Source organism: Mesorhizobium sp. WSM4842 (genome assembly GCF_055901575.1).
In genome coordinates this window covers 3,237,261-3,253,289 of record NZ_CM148372.1, presented here as the reverse complement: position 1 = coordinate 3,253,289, position 16,029 = coordinate 3,237,261, and the positions used below count along the sequence as shown (strand labels likewise).

Genomic DNA, 16,029 nt, shown 5'->3' with positions numbered 1-16,029 from the left:
CTTTACGCAGGACAGTCTATAATTGGCGACCTGTCCGTCTGGCGCGACGTGGGCTCGCGGTCAAACCTTGGCCTTGACTGCCCAGGCTCTCGTTTTCAGGGGAATGGACCCGTCCTCGCCGCGCGGCAGACTCTCGCGGAGCCTCTCCATCAATCTCTGGCGAGCTTCGGGTTCGAGACTCATGCAATAGCCGGGCGCCGGCCCCGCCCCCAGGGTGAAGGGGTGCCAGTAGTCTTCGAAGTCCTTGAACACAGCGGGCATCTCAATCCTGGTGGACTCGATGGAAACGAGGCCGGCCTTCTCCGCGAGATCGGTCAGTCCATCTCGTGTGCAAAATGGAAAACGCCTGTCTTCGGTGAGGTCGATGGCACCGGGGTCAAGCGCCGTCGCATCGGTCCAGAAGGCCCGCATGAATTCCACTCCGCCGCCAGGATAATCCCACACATAGAATCCAATCGTCGCTCCAGGGCGGGCCACTCGCCGCATCTCGGCGAGCGCCTTTTGCTTGTCGGGGACGAAGTTGAGAACAAGCGCCGACACGACCATGTCCTTGCTGCCCGATTCGACAGCCAAGGCCTGCGCATCGCCTGCGAGAAACTCGACACGCTTGTCCGGCACGTTTGCCCGCGCCTTGGCGAGAAAACCCTCCGACGGGTCTATGGACACCAGGCTCCTGGGATTGCAACGGGCCAGGATGGCTGCCGACAGCGCCCCGGTTCCGCAACCCACCTCCAGCCAGTCCAGACCCTCCGCCGGATCGAGCCAAGCCAGGAACGGTGGAGCGATCTGACGGCTCCATCGCCCCATATAGAGGTCGTAGCTATCCCCGGCCTGCCAGGCGTCGTGACGCGTTGCCTCAGCCATCGCAATCTCCTCCCGAGATAAATTCAGATCATTGGGTCGCCGCAAGAATACGCTCGCCTCTCGCGCAGGAACAGGGGCCTAGGAACGTGTAACCCGGGTCGTACGCACTCGGATGCCTCGACCAGTTCTCCGCCCACCAGAAGCGGATCAACCCGAACTTTGCGCAAGACAGCTTTATCGTTCGCGGTTAATCTTCTCAGGCTGCAATCCGGACGGTGTTCGATGAAAAGCGAAGATTTGCTCGCCAACGCCACCCGTCTCGGCCCGGTTCATCTGCGCGTCATCGATATTCCAGCTGCCTTGCCGCTCTGGCGTGACGTGGTCGGTCTCGCTGTCCTCGCCAATGATGGCGGGACGGCCGATCTCGGCGTCGACGGCAAATCTCTGATTGTGCTGCACACCGGAGCGACGACCGCCCTGCCGCCAAAGTCGCGCGGTCTTTTTCATGTTGCGGTACACGTGACGACGCGCAAGGAATTGGCCCGCGTCGCCGTCCGGCTTCGGGCGTCTGGCGTCAGGCACGGCGCCCAAGATCACCTGGTATCAGAATCCCTGTACGTCTCCGATCTTTCCGGCAACGGCATCGAGGTCTGTTTCGATACGCCCGACCGCTTCGCATCCAGCGCGGTGACGGCGGACGGCAGCGTCGCGCTTGTTGCCAGGGACGGCACCACGCATTCCGGCCTCGAGCCGCTGGACCTCGACCGGTTGCTGCTCGAGCTCGACAGTGCGGATGGTGTCGAAGCCCCGCTGGCGGCGGATGCCTTCATCGGCCACATCCATATGCGCGCACGCTCGCCCGAAACGCTGATGGCGTTCTATCTGGGCGTGCTTGGCTTCAAGCCGCACATCCAGTCCAGATCGTTCGGATTGTTTGACTGCGGGACCGACGAGCGCCGACACATGGTCGCATTCAACATCTGGGCCGGCACCGAACTGAAGGAACCTCCGCCCGGCTCGGCGGGCCTCGGGCATTTCACAGTCATACTTTCTTCCCAGCAGGATATGGCAGCGGTCGCGCAGCGGCTACGCCATGCCAACATCCCCGCTAGGCAGGCGGAGCGGGCGCTGGACGTCTTCGATCCGGAAGGAAATCGCCTGCGAATGGTGGCCGCAGGGACTGATTGGTCATCGGTCCGCTAAGCGGCTTCCAGCAACCCGAGCTTGCCGTCCGACAAGGATCTCCAATCCAGAAGGAAATCGCCTGCTGCTGACGTCACCGGACGTGTTCGTGCTCAGCCTGCCAGGAACGCGAGGCTCCGCCTCATCAGTTGGATGCTGAGCGACAGGTCTCCGCTTCCGATGAACCAGGGAGATAGTATCCGGGACGATCTCAGTCCGCGATAGAGCAGATAGGGAAATCCGAGCGACAGGGCGATCAGCGCCAACTCGGAAGACATTCCGAAGTCACGCAGCGTGAAATGAACGAACTGATGGACGAACATGATCACCAGCGAGGCCGCCCCGATTTCCGCCAACGGAGCGATGCGCAAGCTCGGCATCGCCATGAAGCGGATGAGGGCGAGGACAAAGGTCGAGATCGCCAGTGCAACGAGCAGGCCGAGAAGTGGCGGGCCGAAGATGGCGTTCTTCATGCTGAAGGTAAAGTCGGAACCCATCCGCGCCGCCGCGAGCGCGGCCCCGGCAACCGCCACCACAAACACCGCCGACCACAGCGCGCTCATGCCGCGTTCGCGCAGGAAATGTCCGAACCAGAATGCGCCGATGGCGAGCGGCACGTTCGTCAGAGCCAGCGGCGCGCGCACCTCCTGCCAATAGGCCTGGATTGAATAGGCGAGGCCGACGGATGCGCCGACGAAGATCAGCATGCCGGGATCGGTCGGTCCGCTAGTCCTGATCGCGACCTCGTTGTAGACAAGTTGCGTGGCGACGAGGCAGGTGACGAACCAGAACACGCCGAGTTCGCGCGTGAGGTGCCGTCCGCCCAGCAGTGCGTCGGTGATGAGTTCCCTGATCTGCCAGGGCGCCGGGGTGTCGCCGCGCAACAGGTCCACAACGAGCACGCTCGCCATGATCGCGCCGAGAAACGTCACATAGGGGATGAGCAGGCCCTGGGCGCGCTTCCGGAAAAGCGCCTTCCTGTCCGTGACGGCAAAAAGGTAGCCGGATATGATGAAGAAGAACGGCATGAAGAAGAGCGATGCCGCAAAGTAAACCGGGTGCGCCCATCGCCAGGTGCTGTGGTCGAGGACGTGGGCCATGACGACGAGGGTGATTCCCAAGCCCTTGGCGGTGTCCAGCCAGGTCTCGCGTATGGGCAGGTTCAACTTCAGCGTTTCCTGGATTCGGCCTACCGGCCGGCTCGGTCCTTCGGTTTCGATGGCGATTGTGCGTCGCATCATACCTTGTGGCAAGTGCGAATTGGCTCGGATGCTCCGGATTGCCGATAGTCCCATTCGGTCGGCGAGATTCAGCATTCCGCTTGATTTTCCGCCGATCCTCACGCATTGTTGCGCTGCACAATATCGGGGTAGTTCCGATGTGTCAGTTCAAGGCCTTTCGATAGGAAACGTTGACCGGCACCAGTTACCGTTTTTGCAAAAGGCAGCGGGCTGCTGAAATCGATCGCGCTTTGACGTCGGATCGGCCAGGTCCGATTTGAGGCAGCAAGGGATCACATACCAAGATGCTTCGCGACTTGTCCGCCTACAAGAAAATGATGATGCTCGGCATTATCGGGCTGCTGTTCGTCGCTGTCCTCGATGCCTTCAGCAACCTGCCGGTCGTTTCCGGCTGTGCGTTCTACGGCAATTGCGCGATCGCCGAAGCACCGATCGAGCTCAGTCTGGACCCGACAGAGCAATGAAGCCACCTGAGAAGACCGCGCTTATCGTCTATGACGGCGACTGCATCTTCTGCCAGAGCTATGTCCGCTTTGCCCGGCTGCGCGACGCGGTCGGTCCTGTCGAGTTGCTCGACGCGCGCTCCGGCGACCCGCGTGTTGTCGGGTTTCAGCGCCAGGGCTTCGACCTGAACGAGGGCATGCTCTTCGTTTTCGAGGACCGCGTCTATCACGGCGAGGAAGCCATCAATCTCCTGGCGATCCTCAGTTCCTCTTCTACGCTTTTCGGCTGGCTCAACCGCAGAATTCTCTCAAACAGGACGGCCGCGCGGCTGATCTATCCGGCGCTCAAGCTCGGACGACGGGCCACCCTGAGGCTTCGTGGCCGCTCGCTCATCCCTGCCGATCTTGACCGGCGCTAATTCATGTCGCGCAAAAGTGCGCAGCGGTTTTGCGATAACGACATGAACTTAAAGCGCGACGCGTGAGTCCTTACAAACGCGATGCGCTTTAGACATTTCCCGGCGAAATGGATGGCTGAAGCCGACTGCCCGGCGACATCTACCAGTTTCGTTCGTGAACATTCGAACAGCTCTCCTCCCAGCGCGGCGCTCAGTGGGTGCAGACCTTCGGCCGCGAGAAATCCACCAACTTGAAAGTAAGGAACTTTCGTTCGAGGAGATTGGGCATTTCGGCCGCGAAAGTCGACGCGTTGGCGCGCGCAATCGTCTCGTCATCCTTCACGTAAGTCACCCAAGCCTCGGGCTTCCGGCGCAGTTGTTTCTTCAGATCGAGGAGGACGTGGTAATTGCCTGCCCGCGACTGCCGGACGAGATGAGGCTCCGAGGAATCAATGATCTTCACCACCTCGTTCTGATAGTCGAACAGGTATGGTGGTTTGGGAAAGAGCAGATGGTTGGTCTGGCCGGCTTCCGTGTGCAGATTGCTGAACATGTTGATGGAACTCTCCGTCTTGAGCCCGACATAGGGTGACAGGCAGGAGAGGAAGAACAAGCCCGGCACCAAATAGATCCAGAGCGGCTGGCGTGGCGAGGAAACGATCCGGCAAGGCAGGTTCTGCAGAGCCACATAGGCTAGCACGACCATCGCCACGCCGCCCACTACCGCCCAAATGAGGATCCAGACAGAGTGTACCATCATGTCGAAGGACCGCCCGGGGAAAGTATAGGTGAGCAGAATGACGAGAGTGACCGCGAACAGCATCACGGCCGCGCCCGGCAGCAAGATGCCGATCCGGCCGAACGTTTCGCGCAGCGGATTGGTAAACTCCAGCGAGGTGCGATAGAGCGCCTCGCTAGCGGGCGTGGGGATGCTCAGCACATACAGCGCGAACACCAGGCTGGAAAAGTCCATGTACCAGGAATAAGCCGAGATCGGGATCACGTAATGGAAGACGAGTGCGAGGATGAACCCCACGGCGAAATAGCGCTTCCAGTAGAGAGACACGATCGCGATCGCCTCAATGACGAAGGTGGCGAAGATCGCAAGATACCGGCCAAAGAGATTGTCCTCGAGGCCGAACGGACGAGCCAGCGGAGCGTATAAGCCCACCGCGCAACTCACGGAAGGATCGAGGAAGTCGGTGTTGATCTTGTGGAAGATGCCGTAGAAATACATGATGGCGAGCAGCGACCGGGCGACGATCCGGATCTGTTGATAAAGGTCCATCCGGGCCAGGGCGGCGCCACGGCCGGCGGCCCGCAGATAGAGCACCCCTGCGCTGAGCAGGATAGCCCCGTTCATCACCGCCGTGATCGTCTTGTTATTCGAAGCGACCGGCATGCGCAGCGCGTATAGCACAAGCGATACCATCACGAGCCCGATCAAAAATTCGGTCCGCCGTGGGTACAGCAGGAGTAGCAAGCTGAACAGGACGACCGACCAGCTCAGAGCGGCAAAAAGCGGCCCCTTGTAGCCAAGCATCGAGTAGATATCACCGGCGATACTGAAGATCGCCGCCATTGCCCAGAAAGGGGTAAATGCGGTCAACCCGTCAAATGTGTCGTCCCGACCGCTGACGTTCGCGATTTTGCCGCGACCAATGTTCCATAACGGTATGGCGCCTGAGAACTGCTGCTGCCCTATAGACACTAGTTAGACCCCCTCAAAGATCCTTTTGGCGGTTCTTTCGACGTCCAACTGGGGACGGCTTGCCGCCTTCGGAACCGTTGCTCTATGTTGCACTGCAACATCAGCACGGGTTTAGATAAGAGTCAATTCGGTGTCGTCGGTAGCTCCTCCTACTGGGCATCAGCCATTGAGAAACTGCTAGCAGGCACGGTGTAGAGCGGGATGCGTTCAAATTGAACTGGCCATCCCGCTCTATCTATTGTTTAGCTGTATTTCTGCGACGCCAAAACTTAAAGCCACGCACGGAGCCCTTCGGATGCGACGCGCTTTAAGAGTTCGCCGACTATCGCTGTCTTGCCGTTTTGGGAAATTCCACTACGTCCGCCGGCGGGCGCTTGTACTGGGCTGCGGCAATTGCATCGATCAGAATATCCAGAGCCGCGCGAGCAGCACTGCTCGTCTCGTCATCGCCGCGCAAATAGTGGCAGGCTCGTTCAAGATGGAGGTGGGCGGCGGCAAAGTCGCTAGTCATGGATTCTCCTTTTGCCCGCCGTCCGACAAGGATGACCCATTTCGATTTACCCAAAGGCGAATATCCACAGCTGGATTTGAATCAACTTTGGCCGGTTAACCAGATCTTCAGCATCGCGAGGCGACCTTGCTGCTGCGGACATGTGTTGAGTTCCGCCTCAGGCAACAGACCCGCTCCGGAGACCGGGGCGGGTTTTTGCTTGAATGGTGCTTCGGGTCGAAGCCGGCATCCGCAATTTGGCGCAGGCAGGCGTCGGTTGGGGAACAGAAGAGGATGCCGAACGCCTATCCAATGCTTACGCTGCGCTGCTGCGGCCGACGTACCTTCATGCACCGAAGCGGTCCACTGCAAAGGGTGCGAGGCGGTCAGGATCGCCGCGTCCGGCAATCAGGTCGGCAACCAAGCGGGCCGTGATCGGCGCCAGCGTGAGGCCGAGATGACCGTGACCGAAGGCATGGATCACCCTGGGGCTGCCACGCGACAGACCGATGACCGGCCGGGAATCGGGCAGCGACGGCCGGAACCCGAGCCATTCGGATGAATGCCGGCCGAGTTGGGGAAAGAACTGCCTGACGCCGCGATCGAGCAAAGCCAGCCGGCGCGGATTTGCCGGTGATGCAAGCCCGCCGAGCTCGACGGTTCCGGCGACACGCAGCCGGCCGGTCATCGGCGTCATGTAAAAGCCGAGATCGACAGGACAGACCGGACGACTGAGCAGAGGCGCTTCGGTCGGGAATTCGAGATGATAGCCGCGTTCGGTCTCGAGCGGGACGCTGTCGCCGGCCTGCATCGCCAACGCCCGCGATTGCGCGCCCGCGGCGATCACCACCGTGTTCGCCTTGATGCAAAGGCCGGAACCGCCGAGCCTGACACCGTCCGCCTCGACCCGCAGCCCGGTTATTGCAGCCTGCGCCACCGACACGCCGCGGGCGGTCGCTGCATCGAGCACCCGCCGCATCAGCGTCTTCGGATCGGTGACGTTCATCGAGTCCGGGAAGTACAGGCCGCAGGCCCCGGTCGGGGGCAGGCCGGGCTCCAGCGCGGCCACCTCTCCCGGCGTCAGAACCTCCTGATGCACACCAAACCCGGCGCGCAGCGCCCTGCCCCCAGCGGCCTTGGCGAAATCGCTCTTGCGGCGATACAGGTAGAGACAGCCGTTGCGGCGCATCAGGTCGGCCATATCGGCCTCTTTCACCATCTCCTCCCAGGCCGGCAGGGCCCCAGTCAGAAGCCCGGCGAGCGCCATCGCGTTGGCGCGGGTGGCCGCCGGAAGCGACTGCCGCACGAAGCGGACCAGCCAGGGCGCCAGCTGGAAAAACGCTGTCCAGCGCAATGCAAAAGGGCTGTCCGGATCGAGGAGCAGTTTTGGCAATTGGCGCAGCACGGCCGGGTTGCCGACCGGCATGCAGGCATATTCGGCGAGCGTTCCGGCGTTGCCGAACGAGGCGCCGGAGCCAGGCTCGTTGGGGTCGATGAGCAGCACCTCGCGCCCCTCGGCCGCGAGCCGGAGTGCCGTTGCCAAACCGACAATGCCGGCGCCGACTATGGCGACTTCCACGGTTTCCGGTGCAGCCATCCTAGACGAAGCCAGGCAGTTGCAGATGCCCGGCCGCGAGCAGTTCGGCCATGGTGTTCAGGGCCGTGCGCAGGTCGTCGAGCGAGCGCGCGGCGCCGACATTGATGCGCACCCCGTGCTGCACCGGCTCGCGCCCAACCGCGAAGGCGTCGCCGGGAAGAACGGCAACGCCACGTTCCAGGCAGGTGCGAGCGAAACCCGCGCCCCGCCACGGCTCCGGGAGGCGCAGCCAGGCATGGGTCGAGGTGGCGTGGCTCTGGACATCGTAGCGGCCGAGGATTTCGATGAGGATGGCCTGGCGCTGACGAAGCTCCTGCTTCTGGGCTTCGATGATGCGCGCCGCCGAGCCCTCTTCTATCAGCCGCGCGCCGATCAGCGCCGTCAGAGGGCTGATGCTCCAGCAGTTGATGCGTAAAGCCGCGGCGACCTGGCCGGCTATGGCGCGTGGCGCGATCACAAAACCGAGGCGCAGCCCTGGGGCAAGACATTTCGACAAGGCGCCGATGTGAACCGTCAATTCGGGCTCGAGGCTGGCAAGCGACGGCGGCGGATTGTCTGCCAACGGCCGGTAGACGTCATCCTCGATGATGAGCACATTATGGCGACGGGCCACAGCCACCAGTTCGTGCCGGCGTTCCTCGCCCAATGTGATGGTGGTCGGGTTGTGCAGGGTCGGCACCAGGAAAACCGCGCGCGGGCGCAGCTGCGCGCAGGCCGACTCGAACGCGTCGGCCCGCATGCCGCCACGGTCCATGGCGACGCCTCTGAGATCGAGCCCATGCACCCGGCACAGTGCATTGATGCCCTGATAAGTCACTTCGTCGGCGAGCACGACCTCGCCCTGCCTGGTCACCGCGCCAAGCACGCAATCCAGCCCATGCTGGGCGCCCGCCGCCAGCACCACCCGGCCGGGATCGCCGTCGCCCGCCGCCGGCCGCATCCACTCGGCGATTGCCTCCCTCGCCCACAGCGGCCCCTCGGGCGGATGATAGTCCTGAAGCGTGACGTAGTGCCGGTCCTTGGACAGGCGCGGCAGCAGCAGCGCCAGCGCGTCGAGATAGGCCGAGGTCGCAGGTCTGTTCACGGAAAGATCAATGACGCCGGTGTCTTCGCTCGGCGCCGACACGAAACCTGGTCCTTCGCCGCCGTTGCGGGCGGCGACCGTGGTGCCGCGTCCGGGCCGCGCTTCGAGCAGGCCGCGCTGCTGCAGTGTCGACAGCGCGCGCGTCACCGTGGTGACGTTGATGCCCAGTGCGCGGGCAATCTCGCGCTGCGGCGGCAACCGGTCTCCAACGGCAAGCGTGCCGGCTGTAATCCGTTCGGCAATAGCGTCAGCAAGGCGCCGGTAGACCGGGCCTTCATCCGAGGCGAGTTGCAGGTCCTGAAGCATGCGGGTTGGCGGTTTCGGTGTGTTGACACTCTGGCTACCGGCGCATCTAGCATAAGACAATGCTCCGGACAATAGCACTTGTCCGGTACATGTTTTCAAAATCCGGCTGAAAAAACTCACACAATTCCGAAGAAAGCCGCTTGACGGGCAAACTTGTCTGCACCTATGCTGCTTTAGCGATTGATTGTGTGAGCATACAAGTTTGGTTGCCGCCCTTGCGCGGCCAGCGTCATGCGAGACCGACACATGCACGGCAACTACCACCTCGTTTCGACAAGCGGCCATTGCCGCAGCTCAACGGATTTCCGTTCGTGATCGCCGAAGCGACAGTCTTGCCAGCCGACAGCGCCGCCGCGGCACCGGACGCCCGCCGGCAGGGATTTGTCGAATTCGTCGATGTCGAAAAATCCTATGACGGCCGGACTTTCGCGGTGACACGGCTAAACCTCAGTGTGGCGCGCGGCGAGTTCCTCACCCTTCTCGGCCCCTCCGGTTCGGGCAAAACGACGACGCTCAACATGCTTGCAGGTTTCGAACGGCCGACCAGCGGCGTCATTACGCTTGAAGGCCAGTCGGTCGACAGGCTGCCGCCCTACGAACGCAACATCGGCATGGTGTTCCAGAACTACGCGCTGTTTCCGCACATGAGCGTTGAGGAGAACGTCGCCTTCCCACTCTCGGTCCGCAAGATCACCAAGGCGGACGTTGCATCCCGCGTCGGCCGCGCACTCGACATGGTGCGGCTGCGGCAGTTCGGCGACCGGCGGCCGGCACAGCTTTCCGGCGGCCAGCAGCAGCGTGTCGCGCTTGCCCGCGCGCTGGTGTTCGAGCCGAGCCTAGTGCTGATGGACGAGCCGCTCGGCGCGCTCGACAAGAAGCTGCGCGAGCATATGCAGCTCGAGATCAAGCAACTGCACACCATGCTCGGCGTCACCATCGTCTACGTGACGCACGACCAGAGCGAGGCGCTGACCATGTCGGACCGCGTTGCCGTGTTCAACAATGGCGGGATTGCCCAGCTCGGTTCGCCTGATGATCTCTACAACACGCCGGAGAGCTCGTTCGTCGCGAGCTTCATCGGCGAGAACAACACGCTGGAAGGCAAGGTCGAGCGCATCTCCGGCAAGGAGTGCCGCGTCGCGCTGGACGGTGGCGGTTCGGTAACCGCGCTGGCCATCGGCGTTGCGGAGGGTGCGGCCTGCCATGTCGCCATCCGCCCGGAGCGGCTGAAGCTCGCGCCCGCTTCGAACGGAGCAAATGCGCTAGCCGCCACGGTCGATGGCCGCATCTATCTCGGCGACCACCAGCGTCTTCTGGCCAGGCTTGAAAACGGACAGGTGCTGACCGTCAAGGTCGGCCCCGAAGCGACCATGGGTAGCGGGGAACCGGTCACGGTTTCCTGCACGCCCAACGACTGCCGTGCCTTTCCGGCCGATGCCGGAACGGGCGGTTCCATCTCGAAAACAGGGGAATAAGAACAATGAAAATCACAAAAACCCGGCTGTTCGCCTTCGCGGCAGCCACAGCATTCATCATGTCAGGACACGCTGCCTTCGCCGAAGAGCTTTCGATCATGGCCAGCGGCGGCGCCTGGCAGGATGCCCAGCGCAAGGCGTGGTTCGAGCCGTTCAGCAAGGAGACCGGGATCAAGATCGTCGAGCAGGAATATCTTGGCGATCTCGGCAAGGTAAAAGCGATGGTCGACACCGGTAACGTGCCGATCGATCTGGTGACGGTCGAGACCGCGACCGTGCTGCAGGGTTGCGACGCCGGCATTCTCGAGCGGCTCGACTATTCCAAGATCGCCCCCCGCGAAAAGTTCATCGAAGGTTCGGCACTCGACTGCGGCGTCGGCCTTGATGCCTATGGCGACGTGCTTGCCTATGATCCCAACGTGCTGAAGGAGGCGCCGACTTCGGTCCTCGACATCTTCGACACGACCAAGTTTCCGGGCAAGCGCGCGATGCGCAAGTTTCCGGCGCAGAACCTCGAATGGGCGCTGATGGCCGACGGCGTTGCGCCGGCCGATGTCTACGAGGTGCTGGCAACCCCCGAAGGCGTCGATCGTGCCTTCAAGAAGCTCGACACCATCAAGCAGGATATCGTCTGGTGGGATGCCGGCGCGCAGCCGCCGCAGCTCCTCGCATCCAAGGAAGTGGTGATGACCACCGCGTGGAATGGCCGTATCCAGAACGCCATCGACAAGGACGGGGCGCCGTTCAAGATCGTCTGGAACAACCAGATCCTCGAATATGACATGATTGCCATTCCGAAGGGCGCCAAGAGCCCGGACCTGGCCTACAAGTATCTTGCCTATATCAGCCAGCCGGAAATCAACGCCAAGCTCGCCAGCTACATCACCTACGGGCCGGTGCGCATCGATGCGGCTTCCTTCGTCGCGCCGGACGCCCTGCCGAAATTGCCGAACGCACCTGACCACATGACCGCTTACCTGGTCGCCGATACCGAATTCTGGGGCGACTATGGCGAGGATCTGGTCAAGCGCTTCAACGCCTGGCTCGCGCAGTAGGGGAAAATGTCGGCGCTTGAGCCCACGAAACTGGACCGGCCGCGGGCAAGCCGCGACTGGTCGGCCGCCGATTCCAGCACAGCAAGGTCGGTCGCGGTGGCGCTTCGCCGCGCCGATCTCGGCGACCGTCTGCGGTCGCTGGCGCTGGCGGCACCTTTGCTTGTGCTGCTGGCGCTGAGCTTCGGCATCCCGATCGTCCTGCTTCTGTCGCGCGCTGTTTATGATCCGACGATTGCCGACGCTTTGCCGCAGACCAGCCAGGCATTGGCCCGCTGGAACGGCACGGGACTGCCCGACGACGCTGCGTTCCTGGCCCTTGCCGCCGATCTCCGGAGCAATCAGGCCAAGGGCACCGCCTACGAACTCGCCAAGAGCCTGAACGCCCGTCTACCAGGTGCACGCAGCCAGGTGCTCAAGACGGTGCGTCAACTCGAGGCCGCCGACAGGCCGCCGCTCGAGGTGATGAAAGCGGTGCCGTTCTGGTCGGCCCCGGGCACATGGCCGGTCATCGAGAGCGGCACCCATAGCGTGACGTCGTTCTACCTGCTGAGCGCGCTTGATCTGCGCTGGAATGCCGATGGCGGCATCGAAAGGGTGCCGCCCGAACAGGCCATCTTCCTGCAGGTGTTCATGCGCACATTCTTCGTCGCCGCAGCGGTGACGCTGGCAACGCTGATACTGGGCTTCCCCCTCGCCTATCTCATCGCCTCCGTGCCCAAGGGCCTCGCCGCCATTCTCATCGTTGCGGTGCTGCTGCCGTTCTGGACGTCGATCCTGGTGCGAACCGCGGCCTGGACAGTGCTCCTGCAGAAATTCGGCCTGGTCAACGATCTGCTGCTGTGGCTCGGCGTTGCCGACGACCGGCTCGACCTGATGTACAGCCGCATCGGACTGATCATCGCCATGACCCACATCCAGCTGCCGTTCACGCTGCTGCCGATCTACAGCGTCATGCGCACCATCCAGCCTTCGCAGATGAAGGCTGCCTATTCGCTCGGCGCAAAACCTTTTACCGCGTTTCGCCGCGTCTACCTTCCACAGGTCTTTCCGGGCGTGATGGCTGGCTGCCTGCTCACCTTCATCCTCTGCCTTGGCTATTACATCACGCCGGCACTGATCGGCGGCGCCAGCGACCAACTGATCAGCAATTTTATCGCCAACTACGTCAATGTCGAACTGAACTGGGAGATGGCGGCGGCGCTCAGCTTCATCCTGCTCGTCTTCACCCTGGCGCTGTTCGGCATCTTCGCCCGCATCCTCGGCCTCGACCGTCTCAAGCTGGTGTAGCCATGTTGCTGTCTCCCTACCCGACGACAGGCGAGAGAATCCGCATCACCCTGCTCTGGCTGTGGTGCGGCATGGTGATCCTGTTCCTCCTCGTGCCGATCCTCATTCCCGTTCCCTTGTCGTTCAACAGCGGCGCCTTCTTCATCTTTCCGCTGGAGGGAATTTCGACGCGCTGGTACGAGGTCGTGCTTGGAACCCAGCGCTGGCAAGCAGCAATCGGCAACAGCCTGATCGTTGCGTTCGGGACGACGCTGATCGCAACGATACTCGGCACATTGACGGCTATTGCGCTTTCCGACGAAAAGTTTCCCGGCCGCCGCATCGTCATGCCGCTGCTGCTGTCGCCACTGATCGTGCCGGTGGTGATCACCGCCGTCGGCTCATATCTGTTCTATGCACGCGTCGGCCTTGCCAGCACCTATGCCGGCATCATCCTGGCGCACACCGCGCTCGCCAGTCCCTTCGTCGTCGTCACGGTGGGAGCGAGCCTCACCGGCTTCGACCGTAATCTGATGCGCGCCGCCGCCATCTCCGGAGCAAAGCCCATCACATCGTTCTTCAGGGTGATGCTGCCGCTGATCCTGCCCGGCGTGCTGTCAGGGGCGGCCTTTGCGTTCGTCACCTCGTTCGACGAGGTCGTCGTGGTGCAGTTCCTGGCCAGCGCCAATCAGCGCACCATGCCGCTCGAAATGTTCATCGGCCTGCGCGAGAAGCTGAGCCCGGCAATCACCGCTGCCGCGACGCTGATGATGGCACTGTCGATCATACTGCTCGTCGTTGCCAATCTTCTGGCCCGCCGTGGCAAGCAGCGACCGCGCATTGACTAGGAATGTCGTGCGGCGGTCGGCCAAAGCCCCCATAGGCCTGCCCGCGTCAGGCCGCTTTACGGTGCGATTTCCATGTCTCGTGGTGCTTGCCCCACGCCGACATGACTGTCACCGCATCGTTCAGGCTAAAGCCGAGCGGCGTGATCGAGTATTCCACGCGAGGCGGCACCTCGTCATAGGCGCGCCGGCTGATCAGCCCGTCGGCTTCCATCTGCCGCAATTGTTGCGTGAGCACCTTTTCGCTGACGCCAGGCAACAAGCGGCGCAGTTCGGCAAAGCGGTATGGCCGCAGGTGCAGTTCCCATAGCAGCGAGGTTTTCCACTTTCCGCCGATGGCCTGCAGCGCGGCAGCAAAACCGCAGCTGTCTGGTTCCTTGCGCCTCATTTGGCAGCTCCTGTCATGATGGCGATAGCTTACCTCAAGGTGCGTACTTCTCAACGCAGCAAGAATTTATATCTTCGGATCGAGCGCGCCAAACACAAAACGGACCCTCGTCGCGAGGGCCATCAGTCTATCGGAGAAGTTACTATGGCATCGAATGTCTGCGTGCTCGGCGCGGGCCGAATGGGCTCGTCCATTGCTCGAACGCTGCTCGACCGCGGCTATCCAACATGGGTCTGGAATCGAACCGTGGCAAAGTGCGACTCATTGGCGGCCCTTGGTGCGAAGGTCGCCCCCTCGGTGGAGGATGGAATCCGAGCGGCCGACGTCGTGATCATCAATGTTCTCGACTATGCCGCCAGCGACGCTTTGCTGAAGCGGGAGGGCATCGCTTCGGCATTGGCCAGCAAAGCCGTCGTACAACTCACCTCCGGCTCACCGCGTCTGGCACGGGAAGAAGCGCGCTGGGTGGAGGCACATGGTGCCGGCTATCTCGACGGGGCGATCATGGCCACTCCGGATTTTATCGGCAAACCCGAGACCGCACTGCTTTATTCGGGTTCCCGCGACGTTTATGAGAAGCACAAGCCCCTGCTGTTCGCACTCGGCGGCGGCACGAGCCATGTCGGGGAACTGCCGGGTCAAGCCTCTGCGCTTGATACCGCTCTGCTCACGCAGATGTGGGGCGGGCTCTTCGGAGCACTCCAGGGCATGGCTGTCGCCGAGGCCGAAGGTCTCGACCTAGCGACGTTCAGGAACCATCTTTCCGGATTCAAGCCTGTTGTCGATGCCGCTCTGTTCGACCTGGTGGATAGAACGAATGCACGCCGTTTTGCCGGCGACGACGCGACGCTGGCGTCATTGGGCGCCCACTACAGCGCCTTCCAGCACCTGCTTGAAGCATGCGAGGAGCGAGGCCTCGACGCGGCGATGCCGCGCGCCATGGACATGATTTTTCGCCAGGCGCGTTCGCTCGGGCGCATGGAAGATGATTTTGCGTCTCTCGCGCCGCTGTTTCGAAATGGCTCGTCGCGCCAGAGCCGGGAGCCAGCGAATGCATAGCGGCAAGACGAAACGAACCGCGACCTGCTCATGCCGGGGCGTGGAACTTGTCCTCGCCGGAGAGCCGCGACGCGTCTATGCGTGCAGTTGCATGGAGTGCCAGCGCTGCACCGGAACGGCGTTCTCATACCGGGCCATCTACGCCGGTTCCGCCCTCGTCGGCCAGAAAGGCGAGACCAGGTCCTGGCGCAGAACCGGCTCGTCGGGACAATGGCTGGAGCAGACATTCTGCACCACATGCGGGTCGGTCGTCTTCATGCGGGCAGAAGGGCTGAAGGATGCGCTGTCGGTATCGGTCGGCTGCCTGGAGGACCCGGAATTCCCACCCCCGATAATGCTCCATTGGCCTCACAGAAAGCATAGATGGCTTTGCTTGGAGGGCCTGCCAGAAGCAGCCGCCTCTTGAGGGCGGATCACCAAGCGCGATGCCTGGCTTGCAGCAGGCTCGGCATTGTGAGTCCGGCAACGTCTCCTTCGGCAATCGATTTCCGTTCAAGAAGGTCCCGATTGGGCGGATAGCTGTCGCGGGCGACTGCGAATCCCAAGGCTCCCTCGCAGCACTCCTTGCAACACTTTGCGCTCCCCGACGTTCTCCCAAGGCACGCTCCGAAGCCGATTGTCGCGGCTCCATTGGCAAATCCAATTGCTGGAGCGAGGGAGCCATCCCGGCTTCGCCGGCTGGCCA

At 62.3% G+C, this 16,029-nt stretch carries 16 protein-coding genes; 9 read left to right on the top strand and 7 right to left on the bottom strand.

Annotated features, from left to right (window positions below):
• Positions 1-60 precede the first annotated feature (60 nt).
• A complete protein-coding gene (locus tag AC0NIE_RS15660; RefSeq protein ID WP_473613688.1) occupies positions 61-864 on the bottom strand; it encodes a class I SAM-dependent methyltransferase in 804 nt (267 codons plus the stop codon).
• A 222-nt stretch (positions 865-1,086) separates the two neighbouring features.
• Here AC0NIE_RS15660 and AC0NIE_RS15655 point away from each other — a divergent pair, with 222 nt between their 5' ends.
• Entirely contained in the window at positions 1,087-2,007 is a 921-nt protein-coding gene (locus tag AC0NIE_RS15655; RefSeq protein ID WP_473487540.1) for a VOC family protein, read from the top strand.
• 92 nt (positions 2,008-2,099) lie between these two features.
• Here the strand turns inward: AC0NIE_RS15655 and AC0NIE_RS15650 are convergent, their stop codons facing one another.
• Complete coding sequence (locus AC0NIE_RS15650; RefSeq protein ID WP_473487539.1) at positions 2,100-3,152, bottom strand: acyltransferase family protein; 1,053 nt, start codon at positions 3,150-3,152, stop codon at positions 2,100-2,102.
• Positions 3,153-3,511: 359 nt separating this feature from the next.
• Between AC0NIE_RS15650 and AC0NIE_RS15645 the strand changes: the two genes are divergently transcribed.
• Complete coding sequence (locus AC0NIE_RS15645; protein WP_095496522.1) at positions 3,512-3,691, top strand: hypothetical protein; 180 nt, start codon at positions 3,512-3,514, stop codon at positions 3,689-3,691.
• The gene (locus tag AC0NIE_RS15640; RefSeq protein ID WP_473487538.1) at positions 3,688-4,089 is read left to right on the top strand and encodes a DCC1-like thiol-disulfide oxidoreductase family protein; all 402 of its coding nucleotides are present in this window, start codon (positions 3,688-3,690) and stop codon (positions 4,087-4,089) included. The genes AC0NIE_RS15645 and AC0NIE_RS15640 overlap by 4 nt, the downstream gene beginning before the upstream one ends.
• A gap of 190 nt (positions 4,090-4,279) precedes the next feature.
• On the opposite strand, the gene AC0NIE_RS15635 is transcribed toward AC0NIE_RS15640, so the two are convergent.
• The 4 genes from AC0NIE_RS15635 to AC0NIE_RS15620 form a co-directional block, all read right to left on the bottom strand.
• Complete coding sequence (locus AC0NIE_RS15635; RefSeq protein WP_473613687.1) at positions 4,280-5,779, bottom strand: thiol-disulfide oxidoreductase; 1,500 nt, start codon at positions 5,777-5,779, stop codon at positions 4,280-4,282.
• 322 nt (positions 5,780-6,101) lie between these two features.
• Positions 6,102-6,344 (bottom strand): hypothetical protein, encoded by a 243-nt coding sequence (locus tag AC0NIE_RS15630; protein WP_473487536.1) that lies wholly within the window; start codon positions 6,342-6,344, stop codon positions 6,102-6,104.
• Positions 6,345-6,615: 271 nt separating this feature from the next.
• Positions 6,616-7,866: an NAD(P)/FAD-dependent oxidoreductase gene (locus AC0NIE_RS15625; RefSeq protein WP_473487535.1), complete on the bottom strand. Its 1,251-nt coding sequence runs from the start codon at positions 7,864-7,866 to the stop codon at positions 6,616-6,618.
• A gap of 1 nt (position 7,867) precedes the next feature.
• Positions 7,868-9,256: an aminotransferase-like domain-containing protein gene (locus tag AC0NIE_RS15620; RefSeq protein ID WP_473487534.1), complete on the bottom strand. Its 1,389-nt coding sequence runs from the start codon at positions 9,254-9,256 to the stop codon at positions 7,868-7,870.
• 311 nt (positions 9,257-9,567) lie between these two features.
• On the opposite strand from AC0NIE_RS15620, the gene AC0NIE_RS15615 reads away from it, so the two are divergent.
• Genes AC0NIE_RS15615 through AC0NIE_RS15600 form a run of 4 tightly spaced genes read left to right on the top strand, consistent with a single transcriptional unit; the run spans position 9,568 to position 13,900 of the window.
• On the top strand, positions 9,568-10,731 hold the full coding sequence (locus AC0NIE_RS15615) for an ABC transporter ATP-binding protein (protein ID WP_473487533.1): 1,164 nt from the start codon (positions 9,568-9,570) through the stop codon (positions 10,729-10,731).
• Positions 10,732-10,736: 5 nt separating this feature from the next.
• A complete protein-coding gene (locus AC0NIE_RS15610; protein ID WP_473487532.1) occupies positions 10,737-11,786 on the top strand; it encodes an ABC transporter substrate-binding protein in 1,050 nt (349 codons plus the stop codon).
• 6 nt (positions 11,787-11,792) lie between these two features.
• Positions 11,793-13,073: an ABC transporter permease gene (locus AC0NIE_RS15605; RefSeq protein ID WP_473487531.1), complete on the top strand. Its 1,281-nt coding sequence runs from the start codon at positions 11,793-11,795 to the stop codon at positions 13,071-13,073.
• A gap of 2 nt (positions 13,074-13,075) precedes the next feature.
• Positions 13,076-13,900 (top strand): ABC transporter permease, encoded by an 825-nt coding sequence (locus AC0NIE_RS15600; RefSeq protein WP_473487530.1) that lies wholly within the window; start codon positions 13,076-13,078, stop codon positions 13,898-13,900.
• A 46-nt stretch (positions 13,901-13,946) separates the two neighbouring features.
• On the opposite strand, the gene AC0NIE_RS15595 is transcribed toward AC0NIE_RS15600, so the two are convergent.
• A complete protein-coding gene (locus AC0NIE_RS15595) occupies positions 13,947-14,285 on the bottom strand; it encodes a winged helix-turn-helix transcriptional regulator (RefSeq protein ID WP_258123107.1) in 339 nt (112 codons plus the stop codon).
• 15 nt (positions 14,286-14,300) lie between these two features.
• Between AC0NIE_RS15595 and AC0NIE_RS15590 the strand changes: the two genes are divergently transcribed.
• Together AC0NIE_RS15590 and AC0NIE_RS15585 are read left to right on the top strand one after the other, a co-directional pair.
• Positions 14,301-15,344 carry an NAD(P)-dependent oxidoreductase gene (locus tag AC0NIE_RS15590; protein WP_473487529.1) on the top strand — a complete coding sequence of 348 codons (1,044 nt, stop codon included), beginning with the start codon at positions 14,301-14,303 and terminating at the stop codon, positions 15,342-15,344.
• Positions 15,271-15,750 (top strand): GFA family protein, encoded by a 480-nt coding sequence (locus AC0NIE_RS15585; RefSeq protein ID WP_473487528.1) that lies wholly within the window; start codon positions 15,271-15,273, stop codon positions 15,748-15,750. Before AC0NIE_RS15590 ends, AC0NIE_RS15585 begins: the two co-directional genes overlap by 74 nt.
• Positions 15,751-16,029 lie beyond the last annotated feature (279 nt).

Coding starts and splice junctions, on each gene's coding strand:
- AC0NIE_RS15620 (WP_473487534.1), bottom strand. CDS start 9,256: ATGCTTCAGGACCTGCAACTCGCCTCGGATGAAGGCCCGGTCTACCGG.
- AC0NIE_RS15610 (WP_473487532.1), top strand. CDS start 10,737: ATGAAAATCACAAAAACCCGGCTGTTCGCCTTCGCGGCAGCCACAGCA.
- AC0NIE_RS15595 (WP_258123107.1), bottom strand. CDS start 14,285: ATGAGGCGCAAGGAACCAGACAGCTGCGGTTTTGCTGCCGCGCTGCAG.
- AC0NIE_RS15645 (WP_095496522.1), top strand. CDS start 3,512: ATGCTTCGCGACTTGTCCGCCTACAAGAAAATGATGATGCTCGGCATT.
- AC0NIE_RS15655 (WP_473487540.1), top strand. CDS start 1,087: ATGAAAAGCGAAGATTTGCTCGCCAACGCCACCCGTCTCGGCCCGGTT.
- AC0NIE_RS15640 (WP_473487538.1), top strand. CDS start 3,688: ATGAAGCCACCTGAGAAGACCGCGCTTATCGTCTATGACGGCGACTGC.
- AC0NIE_RS15605 (WP_473487531.1), top strand. CDS start 11,793: ATGTCGGCGCTTGAGCCCACGAAACTGGACCGGCCGCGGGCAAGCCGC.
- AC0NIE_RS15600 (WP_473487530.1), top strand. CDS start 13,076: ATGTTGCTGTCTCCCTACCCGACGACAGGCGAGAGAATCCGCATCACC.
- AC0NIE_RS15625 (WP_473487535.1), bottom strand. CDS start 7,866: ATGGCTGCACCGGAAACCGTGGAAGTCGCCATAGTCGGCGCCGGCATT.
- AC0NIE_RS15590 (WP_473487529.1), top strand. CDS start 14,301: ATGATGGCGATAGCTTACCTCAAGGTGCGTACTTCTCAACGCAGCAAG.
- AC0NIE_RS15660 (WP_473613688.1), bottom strand. CDS start 864: ATGGCTGAGGCAACGCGTCACGACGCCTGGCAGGCCGGGGATAGCTAC.
- AC0NIE_RS15585 (WP_473487528.1), top strand. CDS start 15,271: ATGATTTTGCGTCTCTCGCGCCGCTGTTTCGAAATGGCTCGTCGCGCC.